The sequence below is a fragment of the Curtobacterium sp. S6 genome (assembly GCF_000710345.2).
Taxonomy (GTDB): domain Bacteria; phylum Actinomycetota; class Actinomycetes; order Actinomycetales; family Micrococcaceae; genus Rothia.
Map to the genome: position 1 here is coordinate 1 of NZ_JHEL01000015.1, position 19,316 is coordinate 19,316.

General features: G+C 64.1%; 16 protein-coding genes, 1 rRNA gene and 1 pseudogene. 12 read left to right on the forward strand and 6 right to left on the reverse strand.

Annotated elements, in window-relative coordinates; genetic code table 11:
• Positions 1–151: 151 nt before the first annotated feature.
• The 10 genes from rrf to CURSPS6_RS02340 all read left to right on the forward strand — a co-directional run bounded on the left by rrf (position 152) and on the right by CURSPS6_RS02340 (position 10,976).
• Positions 152–269 (forward strand): 5S ribosomal RNA (gene rrf / locus CURSPS6_RS02290).
• A gap of 270 nt (positions 270–539) precedes the next feature.
• Positions 540–1,733, forward strand: coding sequence for a CaiB/BaiF CoA transferase family protein (locus CURSPS6_RS02295; RefSeq protein WP_030013837.1), 1,194 nt, complete (start codon positions 540–542; stop codon positions 1,731–1,733).
• Positions 1,734–1,769: 36 nt separating this feature from the next.
• Positions 1,770–2,972, forward strand: a complete 1,203-nt coding sequence (locus CURSPS6_RS02300) for an acyl-CoA dehydrogenase family protein (RefSeq protein ID WP_030013838.1) — start codon at positions 1,770–1,772, stop codon at positions 2,970–2,972.
• 141 nt (positions 2,973–3,113) lie between these two features.
• Positions 3,114–4,361 carry a hypothetical protein gene (locus tag CURSPS6_RS02310; protein ID WP_051687544.1) on the forward strand — a complete coding sequence of 416 codons (1,248 nt, stop codon included), beginning with the start codon at positions 3,114–3,116 and terminating at the stop codon, positions 4,359–4,361.
• Positions 4,362–4,368: 7 nt separating this feature from the next.
• On the forward strand, positions 4,369–5,367 hold the full coding sequence (locus CURSPS6_RS02315; protein ID WP_035810125.1) for an HAD-IIA family hydrolase: 999 nt from the start codon (positions 4,369–4,371) through the stop codon (positions 5,365–5,367).
• The gene (locus tag CURSPS6_RS02320) at positions 5,364–5,675 is read left to right on the forward strand and encodes a hypothetical protein (protein WP_030013842.1); all 312 of its coding nucleotides are present in this window, start codon (positions 5,364–5,366) and stop codon (positions 5,673–5,675) included. The genes CURSPS6_RS02315 and CURSPS6_RS02320 overlap by 4 nt, the downstream gene beginning before the upstream one ends.
• A complete protein-coding gene (locus tag CURSPS6_RS02325; RefSeq protein WP_051687545.1) occupies positions 5,672–6,457 on the forward strand; it encodes a TlyA family RNA methyltransferase in 786 nt (261 codons plus the stop codon). The genes CURSPS6_RS02320 and CURSPS6_RS02325 overlap by 4 nt, the downstream gene beginning before the upstream one ends.
• An 89-nt stretch (positions 6,458–6,546) precedes the next feature.
• Positions 6,547–7,503 (forward strand): NAD kinase, encoded by a 957-nt coding sequence (locus CURSPS6_RS02330; protein WP_051687546.1) that lies wholly within the window; start codon positions 6,547–6,549, stop codon positions 7,501–7,503.
• Complete coding sequence (recN, locus tag CURSPS6_RS02335; protein WP_030013846.1) at positions 7,500–9,224, forward strand: DNA repair protein RecN; 1,725 nt, start codon at positions 7,500–7,502, stop codon at positions 9,222–9,224. Before CURSPS6_RS02330 ends, recN begins: the two co-directional genes overlap by 4 nt.
• Before the next feature lie 54 nt (positions 9,225–9,278).
• Positions 9,279–10,976 (forward strand): CTP synthase, encoded by a 1,698-nt coding sequence (locus CURSPS6_RS02340; RefSeq protein WP_030013848.1) that lies wholly within the window; start codon positions 9,279–9,281, stop codon positions 10,974–10,976.
• A gap of 106 nt (positions 10,977–11,082) precedes the next feature.
• Here CURSPS6_RS02340 and CURSPS6_RS02345 read toward each other — a convergent pair whose 3' ends face one another.
• From CURSPS6_RS02345 to CURSPS6_RS12930, 3 genes and pseudogenes are all read right to left on the reverse strand, one after another.
• Positions 11,083–11,754: an ABC transporter ATP-binding protein gene (locus CURSPS6_RS02345; protein WP_035810127.1), complete on the reverse strand. Its 672-nt coding sequence runs from the start codon at positions 11,752–11,754 to the stop codon at positions 11,083–11,085.
• The gene (locus tag CURSPS6_RS02350) at positions 11,751–13,745 is read right to left on the reverse strand and encodes a hypothetical protein (RefSeq protein ID WP_152978035.1); all 1,995 of its coding nucleotides are present in this window, start codon (positions 13,743–13,745) and stop codon (positions 11,751–11,753) included. Before CURSPS6_RS02350 ends, CURSPS6_RS02345 begins: the two co-directional genes overlap by 4 nt.
• A gap of 132 nt (positions 13,746–13,877) precedes the next feature.
• A pseudogene (locus CURSPS6_RS12930) lies at positions 13,878–14,063 on the reverse strand (lactococcin 972 family bacteriocin); the annotation flags it as partial.
• A gap of 391 nt (positions 14,064–14,454) precedes the next feature.
• Between CURSPS6_RS12930 and CURSPS6_RS02355 the strand changes: the two are divergent.
• Positions 14,455–15,153, forward strand: coding sequence for an NUDIX domain-containing protein (locus CURSPS6_RS02355; RefSeq protein WP_082469970.1), 699 nt, complete (start codon positions 14,455–14,457; stop codon positions 15,151–15,153).
• A complete protein-coding gene (locus CURSPS6_RS02360; RefSeq protein WP_030013855.1) occupies positions 15,146–16,132 on the forward strand; it encodes a tyrosine recombinase in 987 nt (328 codons plus the stop codon). Before CURSPS6_RS02355 ends, CURSPS6_RS02360 begins: the two co-directional genes overlap by 8 nt.
• Positions 16,133–16,145: 13 nt before the next feature.
• Here the strand turns inward: CURSPS6_RS02360 and CURSPS6_RS02365 are convergent, their stop codons facing one another.
• The 3 genes from CURSPS6_RS02365 to CURSPS6_RS02375 form a co-directional block, all read right to left on the reverse strand.
• Positions 16,146–16,955, reverse strand: a complete 810-nt coding sequence (locus CURSPS6_RS02365) for a family 1 encapsulin nanocompartment shell protein (protein ID WP_035810129.1) — start codon at positions 16,953–16,955, stop codon at positions 16,146–16,148.
• A 72-nt stretch (positions 16,956–17,027) separates the two neighbouring features.
• The gene (locus CURSPS6_RS02370; RefSeq protein ID WP_051687548.1) at positions 17,028–18,065 is read right to left on the reverse strand and encodes a Dyp-type peroxidase; all 1,038 of its coding nucleotides are present in this window, start codon (positions 18,063–18,065) and stop codon (positions 17,028–17,030) included.
• 104 nt (positions 18,066–18,169) lie between these two features.
• Positions 18,170–19,315: a bifunctional 2-methylcitrate synthase/citrate synthase gene (locus CURSPS6_RS02375; RefSeq protein ID WP_030013859.1), complete on the reverse strand. Its 1,146-nt coding sequence runs from the start codon at positions 19,313–19,315 to the stop codon at positions 18,170–18,172.
• Between the last annotated feature and the right edge of the window lies 1 nt (position 19,316).

Below are 19,316 nucleotides of genomic sequence, written 5' to 3' on the forward strand. Positions count from 1 at the left end.
ACAATAGTTGTTGCAAGGGTTTGTAGGGCATGTTGGTGTGTCGCGTTCACTGTATGGTTTTGGGATAACAACCCTTATTTGAGGGGTTTGTTGTTTGATGTAGGTTTCCCTGTTGCACACGTTTGTTGTGTGTGGTGGTGGTAGTTGGTTTTTCGGTGGTTATGGCAAGAGGGGTACACCCGGTCTCATTCCGAACCCGGTAGTTAAGGCTCTTAGCGCTGATGGTACTGCACCCGGTAGGTGTGTGGGAGAGTAGGTCGCCGCCGAAAATATTTTTGTGAGTGTGTGGTGTGGGGGTTGTGACCCCCACACCACACCTGTTTAACCCGCTTTAAGAGCGGGAATGAGGTGCTGGTCGGAAGTCGTCCGGAATGGCCGTGTGGTCGTTCGGATGGCTTCCGATCAGCACCTTTTTTATTGTCCGGGCGGCCTCGCGCGACAACGTTACTGGCCCGCCCCGGCGTCGGTCATCCCGATTTGAAGTCACGCTCCCGAAGTGGTTTTGTGGTCCAGGACACAACGTATTCGGGAGAGGCTTCATGGCTGACGAGGGTGATGGGCGCTTAGGGACGTCGGGGGCGTTGTCTGGCGTGATCGTGGCCGATTTTTCGCGTGTTCTGGCCGGCCCGTACTGCACGATGCTGCTGGCCGATATGGGTGCGACCGTCATCAAGGTCGAAGGGCCCGCTGGGGACGACACCCGGCAGTGGCAGCCTCCGGACTACGACGGCGAGAGCACGTATTTTCTCTCCGTGAATCGTGGCAAGCACGCTATCCGGCTGGATCTCAAGGATGCGGACGACTTGCGGACCGCGTACGGCATTATCGGCGCCGCGGATGTTTTCATCGAGAACTATAAGCCGGGCGGGCTGGCTCAGTTCGGACTGGACGCTGCTTCCGTCGAGCGGCGATGGCCCCGACTGATTCACGCGAGCATCACGGGATTCGGTCCTCACGGTGCGACCGCATTGCCCGGTTATGACCTTTTGGCGCAGGCCGCCTCCGGAATGATGAACCTGACGGGTTCCCCGGATGGCCCGCCGCAGCGCATGGGCGTGGCGCTGTTCGACGTCGTGACGGGGTTGCACGCCGCACTCGGCATTCTGGCGGCTCTTCGTGACAGGGAGGCCTCCGGCCTGGGGCAACGCGTCGATGTGAACCTGATGTCCTCCGCTCTTTCGGGGCTCGTGAACCAGACATCAGGCTACGTCGCCGGGGGCGTGGTACCTCATCGCATGGGTAACGACCACCCGAGCCTCTTCCCCTACGGGCCGTTTTCCACCGGTGACGGAATTCTGGTGATTTGTGTCGGCAACGATGCACAATTTCGGATCTTATCCGCCGAATTGGGGGCCCCGGAATGGGCCGATGACCCAGACTTTTCGACGATGCGCGGCAGAAACGCGCATCGCGATAGATTGCGTGAGCTCATTCAGGACCGCCTATCGCATGCGGGCAGCGACGAGTGGTTCACGCGTCTCAGGGACGCAGGATTGCCGTGCTCGCCCATTCTGGATGTCCAAGGAGGTGTTCGCTTTGCCGAGGAACTCGGGCTGTCGCCGGTGGTTGAGGCCGGCACAGGCCCTTCTGCCGTTCCGACCATCAAGGACCCCATCGAATTTAGCCGGAGCCGCACGAGCTATGACAAGGCTCCGCCGAGGCTCGACGAGGATCGGGAGGCCGTCCTGACGTGGCTTGCCGCCCGTGACCAAGCCTCCCCGGATCATCGATAGCAGCTCACCGTGTACCGCCCACAGTTAGGATCAACCATGTCGAATCACCCCAGCGACCTGCTCAATATCGAGGCTCAATTTACCGACGACGAGCTTGCGGTGAGGGACCGCGTCGCCGAGTTTGTGGCCCGGCGGATTCGCCCGAATATTGCCGAGTGGTTCGACAACGCCGTCTTGCCCACGGAATTGCTCCCGGAAATGGCGGAGCTCGGTCTGTTCGGCATGCATCTGCAGGGATACGGATGCGCCGGTCGGAGCGCCGTCGACTACGGCCTCGCCATGCAGGAGATGGAAGCAGGAGACGCCGGCCTGCGCACGGTCGTGTCCGTGCAGGGCTCCTTGGCGATGTCCGCCATCTACAAGAACGGTTCGGAATCGCAGAAGCAAGAGTGGCTCCCGAAGATGGCTTCCGGTGAGGTGATCGGCTGTTTCGGCCTGACGGAACCGTCCGCGGGTTCCGATCCTTCGGCCATGGAGACCCGCGCGCGCAAGGTCGGAGGGGAATGGATCCTGAACGGAAGCAAACGATGGATCGGTCTGGCGAGTATCGCCGGCGTCGCCATCATCTGGGCGAAGGCCTCCAGGGAAGACCTGGGAATGGAGGACGACGGGCGCGAGGGCGATGTCGTGCGCGGATTCATCGTTCCCACCAGCACCCCGGGCTTCGAGGCCACGCCCATCACCCAGAAGCTCTCGATGCGGGCCTCGCTGCAGTGCACGGTCGAAATGACGGATGTGCGTCTGCCCGACGACGCCTTGTTGCCGAAGAATCCCGGTCTGAGGGGTCCTTTCGCGTGCCTCTCCGAGGCCCGATACGGCATCGTGTGGGGCTCCATGGGTTCGGCCAGGGACGCCCTGGAAGCCGCGATGAGCTACGCCGATGAACGACTCCAATTCGGCAAGCCTCTCAGTTCATATCAGCTCACCCAAAAGAAACTCGTGGATATGGCCCTGGAACTGAATAAGGGACAGCTGGTGGCACTTCGTCTCGGGAGGGCTAAGGACGAGGGCACGCTCGAAAATCACATGATTTCCGTGGGAAAGCTCAACAATGCCCGATCGGCCATCCAGATTTGTCGTGAGGCCCGAACCATTTTTGGTGGCAACGGTATCAACGGCGATTACTCGCCCCTCAGGCACGCCAACAATTTGGAGTCGGTGCGCACCTACGAGGGTACCGACGAAGTGCACACGCTGATCCTCGGGCAGAAACTCACGGGGCAGAACGCCTTTCGGTAGGTGACGAGTCGGACATCATGACCGTCCGGGGCCATCCGGTGTCCCGAAGTCGAAGCAACGTGCGTAAACTTTCCAGAAGGACCGCGTGGGCACGGCGACATTGGCCGGGTCCACGTACTACGTACATAGAGGAGAACCAGCTTGGCTGAGGACGATCGCAGGCATTCGAGGCGCGGGGACGACCGCCATCAGAACCGCCGACCGGGCCAAGGCGGCCCCGGACGCAGCGGAGGACCCGGCCGCAGCGGCGGGCCCGGCCGAAGCGGGGGCCCGGGACGACGAGACGAGCGTGAGGCGAATAATCGCGGGCGAGACCGCGACCGCCGCTACAACGATCGGAAGCCCTATGACAGGAACGACCGGGACCCGCGTCGCAACGACCAGGATCCCGCGGGCCGTTTCGGTCGTGACCACCGCGATCAGCGACCCAACCGTGACGGTTATCGACCCTCCCGGCCGAAGGCCCCCGAGATCGATGAAGAGGTGACCGGGCGCGAACTCGATCGGTCGGTTCTCAGCGAGCTGAGGGTCCTCGAAAAGGACAATGCCGACGTCGTAGCCAAGCACCTCGTGATGGCCAGCCAATACCTGGAGGTCGATCCCGAGTTCGCCCTCGAGCACGCGCAGGCCGCGGTGCGTCGGGGCGGCCGGGTGGCCGCGGTGCGTGAGGCCGCCGCGATCGCCGCCTACGTCGCCGAGCAATTCGACGTGGCCCTGCGCGAGCTGCGCACCCACCGCCGGATGACCGGTTCCCACGAACACATCGCCCTGATCGTCGATTGCGAGCGTGCGTTGGGCCGCATCGACAAGGCCCTGGAAACCGCCAGCGACCCGGAATTGGCCGACCTGCGTGGGGCGGAGAAGGCTGAATTGGCCATGGTGGTCTCGGGCATTCACCGCGATAAGTCCGACTTGGCCCAGGCCAAGAAGTCCCTGGAAATCCCGGAGCTGAACCGGCAGAAGGCCTTCTCGTACAGCCCACGGCTGTTCAGCGCCTACGCTGACGTCCTGGAAGAGATGGGACAGGCCAAAGAGGCCGCGTCGTGGGCTCGGCTGTCGGTCGTCGCCGAGGCCGCGCTCGGCCAGGGACAGTTCGAAGAGCCCGAGATCTACGAGATCGAGGTCCTGCCCGAGGAAGCCCCCGCAGCGAACGAGGCGGAAGGTGGGGTTGACCTCGAAGAAGCCATGATCGAACAGCGTGAGATCCCTGAGCCTCAGCCGACCGACGAGCTCTCGGAAACCGAGCACGAGGAACTGACACCCTCGCAGCAGGCCACCGAGCAGATTGCTTCTCCTGACGAGGCCAACGACGAGGCTAGCGTCGGCCCCGACGCAGACCCGGAGACCGACCGGGACTCCACGATGGAACCCGGGCGAGAGGAAGACTAGTCCCTTCATGAACGCCCTGATCTCGAGCTATGACGCGATCCTGTCCGACCTCGACGGGGTCGTCTATGCGGGGCCCGACCCGATCGACGGCGCCGTCGAGTCTTTGAACAAGGCGTCCGAGACCGGTGTCGCGGTGGCCTACGTGACCAATAACGCGTCACGGTCGGTCCAGACCGTCGCCGACCATCTGTCTTCGCTGGGGCTGTCCGTGGACGCTGACCACGTGGTCAGTGCCGCCCAATCGGCCGCTCGGCTTGCCGCCGATCAGCTCGGCGCCGGAGCCCCGGTGGCGATTTGCGGGTCGCAGGCCCTGGCCGAGTGCGCGCGGGAGGTGGGGCTTCGCGTCGTCGGTTTCGACGAGAGCCCCCGAGCGGTTCTGCAGGGCTTCGATCCGGGCCTCGGCTGGCAAGACCTCGCGGAAGCTTCATATACCTTGGCGAATCCATCGATTCGTTGGATCGTCTCGAACACCGATCTGACCATCCCCAAGGAACGGGGCATAGCACCGGGAAACGGCACGCTCGTCAACGCGGTCGCCGCGGCCACCGGCCGAGCGCCCGAAATCGCGGGCAAGCCGGGGGCCGCCATCTTCCGGACCATCATGGCGCGCCTCGGGGTCTCGGATCCGGTGGTCGTGGGTGACCGGCTGGATACCGATATTCTGGGCGCCAACAACGCGCAATTGCCGAGCATCGCCGTCATGACAGGAGTCCAGACCTGGGCGGACATCGTCAATGCCCGGACGGACGAGCGCCCGACGTACGTCGTCGGGAATCTCCGAGAGCTTTTCGACCCGTATGACCAACCGCGTCTGGATGAGGTCGACGGTCAGGTCACGGCGGTGATTCCGGATCTGGTGACCGCGACGGTCCAGGAGGATCGCGTGAGGATCGACGCCCACGAATCCGCGACGGAGACCCTCATCGGTAGGACGGCCGCCGCGGCGTGGTGGGCCGCACATCCGGAGACCGAGGAAGCGACCTCCGCGAGGATGATCCGCGGATGAGTACCCCGGGCGAGGAGGAGACCTTCGGTCCCGACGTTGAGGGAACGGACCACGAGGCCCGGGAACGACGCGACGCGCTTTCCGCCGACCTGGAGGCCTTCGGGCGGGCCGGCACCGAGGAGGTTCTCAACGGCCTGCTGGATCGGCTGGAGACCGCCCCCGTGGCGGAGCACGCGGAGATCTACGACAATTTGCACTCCCAGCTTCGCGCGTTGCTCGACCGGGACCCGTCGGCGCTGCCCTCGGGGCTGGTCCCGTCGCAGGAATCGGCGGCACCGGGTGAGGATCATGGGAGCGACACCGCGTGAGGATCGACAGGTGGTTGGTCGAGCATGGATACGCTGCCTCTCGGACCTTGGCGGCCAAAGCAATCGAGGCCGGGCGGGTGTCCTTGAACGGTCGAGTCGTGAGCAAACCGTCGCGGCCGGTCGAGGCCGAGGACCACGTGGGCGTGTCCGAGCCCGAAACGCCCGAATACGTCAGCCGCGCCGGGCATAAATTGGCCGGAGCCCTTCGGGCCTTCCCGGATATCAGGGCCGACGGATTGCGCTGTCTGGACGCCGGCGCGTCCACCGGTGGGTTTACACAAGTCCTGCTGGAGTCCGGAGCGGCCCAGGTTACGGCCGTCGATGTCGGCCACGGTCAGCTCGATTCCCGGATCCGCGGCGACGCTCGTGTCACGGCGATCGAAGGGCTCAATGTCAGGGACCTGACCTGCGAAGTCATCGGGGGACCGGTGGACCTGGTGGTCGGGGACCTGTCCTTCATCTCGTTGAGGCTCGTCGTGGAGCCGCTGTCCCGGGTCACCCGGGCCGGAGGGTCACTGATCCTCATGGTCAAGCCGCAGTTCGAGGTCGGACGGTCGAGGCTTGGCAAGGGCGGCGTGGTGCGCGACGACGCGGATCGTGAGGCCGCGATCGAAGGCGTCCGCGTGGCCTCTCGGGCCGCGGGACTCGAGATTGTCGGCGAACAGCCCTCGGGGCTGCCGGGCCAGAATGGCAACCGCGAACACTTCCTGCATTTGCGCAAACCCGCGACCGACGCTTCCGGGGGTGAGCGAGAAAAGCTCGGTAGCGCCGAGCCCCGCTAGGAGTCTTAAAGTGTCAGTCCACTCGCCTAATGTAGAACTACGGAACAGGCCTGGAGTCAGGACCGCCCACGTCGGAAGGCAAGCAGAGCATGAGCCGCAAGATACTTCTCTTCGCGCACACCGGGCGCGCCGAGGCCACGGCCGCGGCGACGCAAGCGTGCGTGCGCCTTCACCAGGCGGGCCTCACCCCCGTGATGAGTCGCGCGGACCTCGAAATTCTGCGCGGCACGGAGGCCGAGACCGTCGGTGTTCAGGTCATTAACGAAAACGTGCCGTTGGACGACATCGAACTGGGGGTCGTGCTCGGCGGCGACGGATCCATCCTGCGGGCCGCGGAGATTATCCGTCACACCAATATCCCCCTGATCGGGGTCAACCTGGGCCACGTCGGCTTCCTGGCGGAATCGGAACGTAGCGACCTGGACGAAACCGTCGACCACATCGTCAATCGCTCGTACACGGTCGAAGAGCGCATGGCCATCGACGTGCTGGTGTGGAACTCGGGGAGGGCGCTGACGCACACCTGGGCCTTGAACGAGGTGTCCGTGGAAAAAGGCAATCGGGAAAAAATGATCGAAGTCGTGATGGAAGTGGACGGACGACCGCTCAGCACTTTCGGGTGTGACGGCGTCGTGATGGCCACGCCGACCGGATCCACGGCCTACGCCTTTTCCGGTGGCGGGCCGATCGTGTGGCCGGAGGTCGAGGCCATGCTCATGGTTCCGCTCAGCGCCCACGCCCTCTTCGCGCGTCCCTTGGTGACGGCGCCCACCTCCACCATGGCGGTGGAGATACTTCCGACCAACGGCCATGACGGTGTTCTCTGGTGCGATGGGCGGCGGACCACGCAGTTGCCTCCCGGCTCCCGGATCGAGGTCAAGCGTTCGGATAAACCCGTCCGCCTCGCCCGTATTCATCCGGCCCCGTTCTCGGAGCGCCTGGTACGCAAATTCGACCTGCCGACGCGCGGGTGGCGTGGGCCGGTCGACCGCGGGCAGGGCGCCGACCGCACAGAGCCCGTGGGCGAGGGAGTGGAGAACCCATGATCGAAGAAATCCATATCCGGGACCTCGGTGTCATCACCGACGCCACGCTCCCGCTGGGCCCGGGCCTGTCCGTCCTGACGGGCGAGACCGGCGCCGGCAAGACGATGGTCGTCACCGCGCTGGGCATGTTGCTCGGCGCGCGATCCGATGCGGCCGCGGTTCGGTCGGGGGCTCGATCCGCGTTGTCTCAGGCAGTCGTGCGTCTGCCCGAAGGCCACGCGGCGCTGGCACTGACCGAGGACGCCGGGGGAGAGGCCCACCGGATCGAGGCGGACGATTACTCCGAGGAGCTTCCCCAAGAACTCATCGTGTCGAGGACAGTGAATGCAACGGGGCGTTCTCGCGCCACGGTGGGCGGCGCCGCCGCTCCCATCGGTGTGCTATCCAGGGTCGGCGAGTCGTTGGTGGCCGTGCACGGCCAATCGGATCAATTGAGGCTTCGCTCTTCGGAAGCCCAAAGGACGGCCCTCGACGCCTACGCAGGCAAAAAGCTCGCGACCGAGCTCCGCAAGTACAGGGCGAATTACGAGGAATACCGGCGTGCCGCCCGGGAGCTGCGCGAGGTCAGGGAGAACGCCCGGGCGCGCGCATTCGAGGCTCAAAGCCTGGGGCAGGCCCTCAAAGAAATCGACTCGGTCAAACCTCAGCCCGGTGAGGAAGAGAAGCTCGACGCGGAATCGGCGCGGCTGACCAACGTCGAGCAGCTCAGAACGGCCGCCGGTCTCGCTCAGTCGGCCTTAATCGGCGGCGGCGAATCCGACCTCGAGGCCACCACGGTCTCGGTCCTCCTCGATTCCGCCCACCGCGCGCTGGCCCAGGAAGCCGACGACGACGCCGCCCTGGCGGCCCTCGCCCAACGGGTCCGTGAATTGATGATTCAGGCCACTGACATTGGGGAAGAACTCTCCGGGTACCTGTCGGATCTCAACGCAGAGGGGCAGGGGAGGCTCTCGGAGGTCGAATCCCGTCGTGCCGCGCTGAAGAAACTGACACGCAAATACGGGGCCGATATCCCGGAAGTCCTCGAATGGGCCGAGCTCAACAGGGCGCGCCTGGAACAGCTGACGGACGACCCCGCCCGCTCGGAGGCCCTCGAGGAGAAACTCCGGACGCTGCGCAAGGAAATGCAGAGTCAATCCATGGTCCTGATGGACCTGCGACGCGCCGCGGCCAAGAAGCTCGCGAAGTCCGTCTCCGGGGAGCTCAAGGCCCTCGCCATGCCCAACGCGGCCCTCGTCGTGGAGGTCACCGAGGCGGAGAAGTTCGGCCCCGACGGCAAGGACACGGTCTCGTTCAAGCTGTCACCTCACGACGGCGCGGATCCTCGGCCTCTAGGCAAGGGAGCCTCCGGCGGCGAGCTATCGCGCGTGATGCTTGCTCTGGAGGTGGTCCTCGCCGAGGTGGATCCGGTGCCGACATTCATCTTCGACGAGGTCGACTCCGGCGTCGGAGGTAAGGCCGCGGTCGAGATCGGCAAGCGGCTGGCCCATTTGGCCCAACACGTGCAGGTCTTGGTGGTGACGCACCTCCCGCAGGTCGCCGCCTATGCGGATCGACACGTTCTCGTGCTCAAATCCTCGGATTCCACCGTCAGCCAGGTCAACGTGCTGGACTCGGAAGGCCGTATCGTTGAGTTGGCTCGAATGCTCGCGGGTCACGAAGACTCCGAGGCCGCGCGGGCTCACGCCAAAGAACTTCTCCAATCCGCAGGTCAACTATGACCGGCAAACGTCAGCCGTCGAGCCGAATCCCCTCGGTACGTCGGAAATCCCCTCGTGATAGGCTTGAATTCCGTGGTGAACGATAAGCAGACATCCTCGGCAACTTCTCAAAGCGACGAAAAAGTGACTCGTCAGATCTTCGTGACGGGCGGTGTCGCGTCCTCTCTCGGTAAAGGCCTGACGGCATCCAGCCTCGGTCGCATTCTGCGTTCTCGCGGGCTCTCCGTGACGATGCAGAAGCTCGATCCGTATCTCAACGTTGATCCGGGCACAATGAACCCCTTCCAGCACGGTGAAGTCTTCGTCACGGACGACGGCGCCGAGACCGATCTCGACATCGGTCACTACGAGCGCTTTCTGGACGAGAACCTTGACGCCTCCGCGAACGTGACGACGGGGCAGGTGTACTCATCCGTGATCGCCAAGGAGCGCCGCGGCGAATACCTCGGCGACACCGTCCAGGTGATCCCGCACATCACGGACGAGATCAAGTCCCGCATGCGCCATCGCGCCACCGGAACGGCCGATGCCCCGGACATCATCATCACTGAGATCGGCGGCACCGTCGGCGACATCGAGTCCCAGCCGTTCCTCGAGGCGGCCCGCCAGGTGCGCCGCGACGTCGGTCGGAAAAACGTGTTTTTCCTGCACGTTTCCCTGATCCCCTACATCGGCCCCTCGGGGGAGCTCAAAACCAAGCCGACCCAGCACTCGGTGGCCGCCCTGCGCGGGTTGGGCATCATCCCGGACGCGTTGGTTCTTCGGTGCGTCCAGGAGATCCCGGAGTCCCTGAAGGCCAAGGTCGGTGGGGCCTGCGACGTCGACACCGAAGCGGTCATTTCCTGCCCGGACGCCCCCAGCATCTACGACATCCCGAAGACCCTCTTTAACCAGGGCCTGGATGCCTACGTCCTGGACTATTTGGGTCTGGACTATCAGGAAGCCGACTTCGACGAGTGGAATAAGCTCCTTCAGGTGGTTCACGAACCGACGCACGAGGTCACGATCGGCCTGGTCGGCAAGTACATCGATCTGCCCGACGCCTACCTGTCCGTCTCGGAAGCCTTGCGCGCCGGTGGTTTCGCCAATGACGCCAAGGTGACGATCAAATGGATCGCCTCGGACCTCTGCGCCGAGCCGGAAGGCGCCGCACATCAGCTCGACGGCGTCGACGCGATCTGCGTCCCCGGAGGCTTCGGCATCCGCGGCCTGGACGGAAAACTCGGGGCCTTGAAGTACGCCCGGGAGCACAAGATCCCCACTTTGGGTCTGTGCTTGGGCCTGCAGTGCATGGTCATGGAATTCGCGCGTAACGTCGCGGGCATCGGGGATGCCTCCTCCACGGAATTCGACCCGGAAACGTCGAGCCCGATCATCGCCACGATGGAAGAGCAGAAGAAGTTCGTCGAGGGAGCGGGCGACCTGGGCGGAACCATGCGGCTGGGCCTGTACCAGGCCAAGCTGGCGCAGGGATCCGTCGTCGCCGGCGCCTACGGTTCGACCGAGGTCGAGGAGCGTCACCGCCACCGTTACGAGGTCAACAACGCTTACCGTGAGGACCTCGAGAAGGCCGGGCTCGTGATCTCGGGGACCAGCCCGGATGGCCGCCTCGTCGAATTCGTCGAGCTGCCGGCCTCCGAGCACCCGTACTACGTGTCGACTCAGGCGCACCCCGAGCTGCTGTCCCGCCCCACGCGCTCGCACCCGCTGTTCCGCGGCCTGGTGGCAGCGGCGCTCGACGCCAGGAAGTAGTCCCGGAGAGATCCCGCCTCCGACGCATCGGCCCGGCCACCCGCTCAGGTGGCCGGGCCGATCCCGTTAAGTCGCCGCCCGGGGTCCTCATGGCGCGGCTGACCGATTAGACCGAAGAACGCTCGCAGGCGCGGAAGGGCGAAAGGTCGAGAACGCGGTCACAGGCCGCCGCGACGTCCGCATTATGCGTCGCGACCAGGGCGGCGGAGCCACGGTCGGTGAGGGTGCGGAGGACTTCCATGACCATGCGCCCGTTCGCCGCGTCGAGGGCTCCGGTGGGTTCGTCGGCAAGGACCAGCCGAGGCCTCTTGACGAGAAGAGCGGCAAGGGCCACGCGTTGCTGCTCACCCCCGGAAAGTCGATAGACCTTCTCCCGTTCCCGGCCCGCCAGCCCGACCCTGTCCAGCGCCTCGGAGACATCGGCTCGAGACGGGCGCGAGCGTCGAGGAACGATTCTCAACGGGTCGAGAATGTTGCTCTCCACGGAATCCGCGTCCACGAGGGCGTAGTTCTGGAATAGATAGCCCAGGTGGTCCCGGCGGAATTTTCGCCGCGCGCATTCGGGTGCCGGGTGCAGCGTCGTCCCGTCGACGGTGAGGGTTCCGCCGGTAAATTTCATCAACCCGCCCAGGCAGTTCAACAGGGTGGTTTTCCCGGAGCCGGACGGGCCGGTCAGCCCGACCAGTTCACCCTGTTCAAGCGCAAGGTTGAGCCCCGACCAGATGGCCTGTCCATGAATGACGACGGACGCGTCGGTCAGCGTGAGATATGCCGTCATGGTGTGCGGCTCCTTTCCTTGATTTCCCGGCGGGCGGCCCGGGAGAGGGCCACCACAGAGAAAATGACGAATGCGGCGAGGGCCCCAAAACCGGCCACCGCAAACCACCGAATCTGAGAACTGTAGGTGGCGGTGTCGAGTAGCCGGTCTTGAGCGTGTTGGGTGACGGCTACCAGCCCGTGGAACACGATCGCCACGCCGATCGCCCCGACCAGCCCGGTGGCGATCAGACCCAGCCGTGCGCCGCGAAGCTTCGGCCAGCCGTGCACCACGCGTCGGAAGATTTTCTGCCCGTTTTCTCGGCTGAAGACGAGCGCGAAGGCCAGCACCGCAAAGCCCAGGACCAATATGTAGATCCCGGTCGTATAACTCGTCATGCGCAGTTCCGACAAATTTTTCGCGCGATGGGCGGCGTGGACCTCGCGGCCTCGAGCGAGGGGCAGGACAAAGTGGTCCGCATCCGAGTCCCTCAAGCGCGATTCCGCAGCGGACTGATCCTTCACGGCCACGCCGTTGCTGGTGGCCCACGCCGTCATCATCTGGCCGGTCTGTTCCAGGAGCCGGTCGGGGAGAAATACGACGATCGGGTCGCGCACGTATTCGGCATCGTCAAGATGGGAATCTCCCAACCTGAAGACGTCCCCCGGAGGAGAGTACGCATGACGTTCCGTCGTCGACGCGAACTCCTCGGGGACGTCATGGGGGATAATGTTTTCTAATTGCTGGGAGGTCAGCTCGACGCCGTCGGGGACGAAAACGTGTGCGTGATTCAGCGCCGGGTGGGTCTTTTGTCTCCACGCCACGACCTCGGGAAGCTGATCGGAGAATTGTGCAAGGTAGGTGTCGTTGACATACATGACCGGTGTGCCGATGAAGGACATCGGGTCGATATGGTCCAGGTCCTCGATCACGTCCGTCACGGTCTCGGCATGGCTGAGGATAATATTTCCCGCGCGTAGTTCCTCGAGGACCCAGGGGGAAACACCATGCATCATCTCCTGGGTCCCGGCCTCGGCCCTGAGACTAACGAATGCGGCTTCCGGGATGCGATTCCATTCCGAGGTCGAGCGAAGGTATTGCTGAGCCAAAGCGCCCACGGAGGGAACATACGCGAGAGTGCTCATGAGGAGCGCCAAACCTACGACCTTGACGGCGATCAGGCTCGAAAATGCGAATCGCACCGGTAGGCGGCCTTTGAGTCCGTCCGAAATCGGCACGCAGTACAGGGCCACGATGGACGCTAAATGCGCCAGAGTCATCGGAATGGCCGTCACGAGCGTTATCCCCACGGCCAGAGCGGCGAAGATTCCAAATGAGGCCAGTCCGTTGAAGGGCCAGAGGCACAGGGCCGCCGCGATCAGCATCGCGACCGTCGACGCGCCCACAACCGCAACGATGCGGCGGGTCTCGGTGATAAGAGTTCTCGACCTGGACCACCCGTAGAGGCGCTTCCGGGCGTACCGGCGAGAGCCGACGACGGCGGCCGTCCCCGAGGCAAAGGACACCGTGACGACCGTGGCGACCCACGCGATCAACAGTGAACTGGAACCGTAGACGCGCCACAGATTGGATGGCGCCAGGAGCTGATATTGGGTGATGGTGAGGCCGGGCTGGGCCAGCGAATCGGCGAGCCCTCGGATCCGTTGTTGGTCGCCGAAGACCAGATAAATCCCTCGTGGGTCTGCTCGGTCAGGGGCAAGCCGACCGACGGCGACGTGGTACCTCGGGTTGAAGGACGAATAGTCCTGGGTGGCCCACGCAGCAGAGGGATCTCCGGTATTTGTCAGGAGGAAATCCAGGTGATTCCCACCATCAGGGTTTTCCTCAAGGGGCGTCACCAAAGCAATATTCAGCGACCTGGACTCGATTTCTCGGTGAAGTTTCTCCGAGAATTGTCGTCCGGCGGCATCGGAGAAAGACGACTGCTCCGACCCGCTCCTGATCCAGAGAACATCATTTCCTCGTAGAGGGGTGTCGGATTCAAAATCCATGATCACGGAGAATGAAAATATTCCGCCGATCAGTGGCACGATGCTATACAAAATAACGATTATTCGTTTTGTCATGGTGTAAGTATTTGGGGTTTCCCCGCGGGTTTTACTCGCGGGGAAACAAAATCTGACCTAACAATGGTTATAGTATGCTTTGTCTGCAACCCAAGGACGAGACGGCGCCTCTGCTTTGGCTATAACTCCGCGCCTCTGATCTCCGGAATAGGCTCTCCATTTGCCCTCCGCAGTGGCGCCGTGGCATCGAGTTTGATGAAGATAGTGTGACCAGACGTGATGCCTGTCGACGCCGTAGTTCCAGAGGCCGCCACTGGCGTAGTGCTAGGCGTAGGCTCCAGACATGGCCCCGAATGTGAGGGCGCAACAGGTGAAGATGGTCGCGAGTGATCGTTTCATGATGTTCCTTTCTCGGAGATCCGTCGCGATGACCTTAAGATAGGACAGGCCAGGCGTGGTGTCTACAACAAATGAGAAATGTGTGGCCCTGAGGGGCGCTTCGTCGCATGATTCCTGAAATCGATTCAACATCTTCCCTGATCAGGTCTATATATCAACTATTGCTGATATATTGTGGGCGCAAGAATGAAGGGATTGTTTCTCGTCGCAAGGCATGCACGGTGGGCGAGGTGGGACCCTTGCGAGTCAGCCCAGGCCGACCCTTCTGCCGGTGGCCCCTGTGTACCCTGGGGGCATGACGGATCACGACTCAGCTACGCCGAATCCCCACGTCACCTCGGAGGGACTGCCCCAGGATCGCGTCAACCCGCGGGACCTGGTGGCCAGCGAAACCCTCTTCGAGGGCGCGATCTTCGACGTCGTGCGTGACAGCGTGCGGCTGTCGGACGACGGCTCGGGCGAGGTCCTGAAGCGCGACTACATGCGCCATCCGGGCGCGGTCGCCATCGCCGCCCTGAACGATCAGAACGAGATCCTCCTGATCAACCAGTACCGCCAGCCGGTCGGAATGAACATGTGGGAGATCCCCGCGGGCCTTCTTGATGTCGAGGGGGAGTCGCCCCTGCAGGCGGCGCAACGGGAGCTGGCGGAGGAAACCGACCTCACCGCGACCACGTGGCACACCCTCGCCGAGTTCAACAATTCTCCGGGATGCTCGACCGAAGCCAACCGCATCTTTTTGGCCCGTGACATCGGGGAGGTAGCTGCCGAAGACCGTACGGTCCGCGAAGGCGAAGAGGCCGAAATCGTGACGCGGTGGGTCCCCCTGGAGCAAGCGGTCGCGGCGGTGCTGTCCTCCGAGATGCACTCGCCCTCGGCCAACATCGCGATCCTGGCGGCCTTCGCCAGCGTCCAACGCGATCACCGCGATCTCCGAGACCCGCGGGAGCCGTGGCCCGCTCACCCCGTATTCCGCGGTTCGGCCGGTGAATGACGCGCAGTTGCCGGACGGGTTCGGACGCCCCGTCCGTCGCTATATGCAGCACCTGACGGTCGAACGCGGGCTGTCGAGCAATACGTTGGCCTCCTACCGAAGGGACCTCGGGCGCTACCTGGGCTTCCTGACCGAAGAACGCGGCATCCGGGAACCAGCGGGAATCACCACCGACGACGTGCGAGATTACGTCCAGCACATGGCACGGCCCGTGGCCGACGGCGGATGCGGCCTGTCGACCCGCAGCGTGGCTCGCGGCGTCGTCTCCGCGAGGGGCCTTCACAAATTTTGGGTCCTCGAAGGCGTGACCGAGGACGACCCCGCGGCAACGGTCACGCCGCCCAGCGCGGGGGAGCGGCTGCCGAAGGCCCTTCCGGTGGATACCGTGACGCGCATCCTCGAGGCCCCGGATCGGGAAACCCCGGCGGGCCTCCGCGACGCTGCCCTGCTCGAATTTTTGTACTCGACCGGGGCCCGCATCTCCGAGGCCGTGGGGATCGACCGAGACGATCTGTCCGCCGAATTCGCCGGAGGCACGAGCGATGCGGGGGAGGCCGAGGGATTCGGCGGCGCGGCCCGTCTCGAGGGCAAGGGCGGCAAGCAGCGGATCGTGCCCGTCGGGTCCTACGCCGTCGACGCGGTGGGCGCCTATCTGGTCAGGGCGCGCCCGCTGTTCGCCGCAAAAGGGACCGCCACGCCGGCGCTATTTCTCAACGCCAGGGGCGGCCGCCTGACCCGTCAGGGGGCGTGGTTGATCCTCAAGAAGGCCGCGGCCCGGGCCAATGTGACCGACGAACTCTCACCGCACACTCTTCGGCATTCCTTTGCGACGCACCTCGTGGAGGGCGGCGCGGACATACGCGTGGTGCAGGAGTTGCTCGGGCACTCCTCGTTGACGACCACGCAGATTTACACGCGCGTCACCGCCGACACCCTTCGGGAAGTGTTCCTCACGAGCCACCCGCGCGCGACCGGCTGATCGGGCCGCCGAGCTAGGAGGTCAGCGGAACCGAGGCCTCGTCCGAGGCGACCCGGAACGCGAAGGACTCCTGGAGGTACAGGTACACGTTCTGCGCGTCGTGGGAGTCGTACCCGATGGACAGGTCAACGCCCAGGTGCAGTTCGAAATCGCCGCCGCGAGTCGTGACGACCAGCGCGCCGTTGAGCGCGGGCGCCCAGATGATCTTCCCGTCCTCCTTGAGTACCCGCTGCAGGTGTTCGAGGATCGGATACCCGTGATCCGTGGTCTCGGAGATGGCGGTGTAGAGGTCCGCGGAAACCACCAGCGTGTACGGGCCCTCGACCCCGGCGAGGCGAAGCCGCGTCAGGGCTTGGGCGACGGATCGCGGTAGGTCGCGGACCTCCTCCGGGATCGCGATCGGCTCATTGGAGCTGGCATCGACCATTCCCGTCATGCCGAGCTGGTCGTAGCCGTGGAACACCACGGTGTCCTCGGCCGCCGCGATGGTCGTGGCCGCGTCCTTGACGGGTTGCCAGTCGGAGTCGACCGAACCGCGCAGAACGTCGTCGACGGCCTGGCGCGTCACGGTGAACGGGACCTTGACCTCGAGGACCGGAATGACGTCGCGGCTCCGCGTCTGCGCGCCGGGGACGATCTCTCGCCCGTCGCTCACGTGCCCCGTCGCAAGCGACGAGAAGGCGGTTCCCCGCGGTTCTGGCATGTCGACGACGCGTCGGCCGGCGATGTTTCGGGTGAAGGTCCGTGTGGCTTCTTCCTCGATCTCCGCCCATGCGGCCTGAGAGACGGGGGCAAGTTCGCGGTGAAGATTGCTGATGGTCATGTCTTCTCCTTTGCGTGCCGGGAATGCCCGGCCGGAAGCCCCGCGATACGCCGCGGGACGATGGGGTGTGGTTCAGTCTCGGAGTGGCCCGACGGTGAACCCCACGTGGGGGTTGTCGCCGGGTTCGGTGTCGGTGGCAAGTGGCGCTGATGGCTCTGGTTCGTCGGCCGGCTCCGGGGAGTCCTCGGCGAGGGCGTCGATCTCGTCGAGGAGATCGATGCTCGGCACGAAGAACAGCGCGCCGGTCTGAGCGGTCGAGAAGTCCAGGATGCGGTCGTAATTTCCCGGGGGATCTCCGAGGAACATGTTCTCCAGCATCTGTTCGGTCACGCCCGGATCTTTGGCGTAGCCGATGAAATACGTGCCCATGTCCCCGCTGCTGAAATCCCCGAAGGCCATGTTGTAGCGAAGGATGTCCAGGTCGTTGCCGTCTTCGTCGCTCACGTCGTTGAGGGCCAGGTGGGAATTGGAGGGCTTGGCGTCATCGGAGAATTCGACGTCGTCCGACTTGGTCCGGCCGATGACCCGTTCTTGCTCTTCGACGCTGATCGACTCCCACGCGGACATGTCGTGGGTGTATTTTTGCACGTGAACATAGCTGCCGGCGGCGAAGCGCGGGTCGTCGTCGACCAGTACCGCGTCGTAGGCGTCCTGGTCCTCGGGATTCTCGGTCCCGTCCACGAAACCGAGCAGGTCTCGCTCATCGAAATACTTAAAGGCGTGGACCTCGTCCTCGACGTCGACGTGGGGCCCGAAGTCGACCATCAGGAGACGGGCCAACTCGAAGCACATATCCGGGGTTCGGCCGCGGATATGGAAGAGAAGATCCCCGGGGGTCGAGGGCGCCCGGTGGGGTTGCCCGTGCAACTCCTGAAAGGGATGCAAATTCTTCGGCTTGGGGGCGTGCGGGAAGAGACGGTCCCAGGCATCGGAGCCGATGCCGACGACGTTCAGCAGGTCCAGGTCCGGGTGCCGGAAACCGACCGATCGTGTCCTGCCCGAGATCCCCGGCAGCAGGGCAAGGACCGCCGACTCGGCACCGGGGCGGATCGTGAGTGTCAGAAAGATGGACGTTTTTGGGGGAGTCGCGACAATCTTCTGGGTCACCATGGGCGGTCATGACCTCCTCGCTAGGCGTGATGCAAGTCTAACGAGTATGGCAAAGAGTTGGGGCCAGGAGGCGGAAGAACCGCTCCCCGGCCCCGTCTCTTCTCCTACTTGACGTGGCGCTCGTCCGGGCCGTTATATGCCGACAGCGGCCGGATCAGCGAGTTATCGGCGAGTTGCTCCATGACGTGGGCGGTCCATCCCGTCATGCGGGCGGCGACGAACAAGGGCGTAAACGTCTGCGTATCGAAGCCCATGAGGTGGTACGTCGGGCCGGCCGGGTAGTCGAGGTTGGGCTTGATGCCCTTGGCCTCGTCCATCGACTTGGCCAACCCGTTGTACAACCCGAGCATTTCCTCGCGGCCGAAGTACTTGATCATGTCGAATAGCGCGGACTGCATCGTGGGAACACGGGAATCGCCGTGCTTATAGACGCGGTGTCCGAATCCCATAACCTTCTTCTTCTCGGCCAGGGCCTGGTCCATCCACTCCTTCGCTCGGTGCTCGGCCTCCTTCTCGGATTCGTCCTTGCGGATACCGATCTCGTCGAAGGTATTCATGACCGCTTCGTTGGCCCCGCCGTGCAACGGTCCCTTCAGGGCGCCGATCGCGCCGGTGATCGCCGAGTGCATATCGGCCAGCGAGGAGGCGATGGTCCGAGCCGTGAAGGTCGAGCAGTTGAAGGAGTGCTCGGCGTACAGGACCATCGAGACCTGGAAAGCCGTCTTGACCTCCGGGGCGGGGACGTCCCCGAAGGTCATGTACAGGAAGTTGTCGCAGTAGTCGAGATCCTCCCTCGGGGCGATGAGGGCGTCCCCGCGGCGTCGGCGCTGATCGTAGGCAACCACGGCCGGCATCGCCGCAAACAGCTTCTTGGACTTGAGCAGGTTCGCTTCGGGCGAGTCGTCCTCCGACTCGGGGTCCTGCGCGCCCAGGACCGAGACGGCCGTGCGGCAGACGTCCATGGGGTGGCAATCCGTGGGCAGGGCATCGATGACGGCCTTGAGCTCCGGGCTCAGTTCGCGGTGCGTCGATTCGAAGTCTCGGAATTCCGTCAGCTCGTCCTGATCCGGCAGGTCGCCGTTCCAGAGCAGAAGGGCGACCTCCTCGAAAGAGCACTTCGCGGCCAGCTCCTGGACAGGATAGCCGCGGTACAGCAGGGAGTTGGTGTCGGGGTTGACCTTGGAGATGGCGGTGGTATCGGCGACGACGCCGGCCAGGCCCTTCTTGATGTCTTCGTTGTTCGTCGTCATG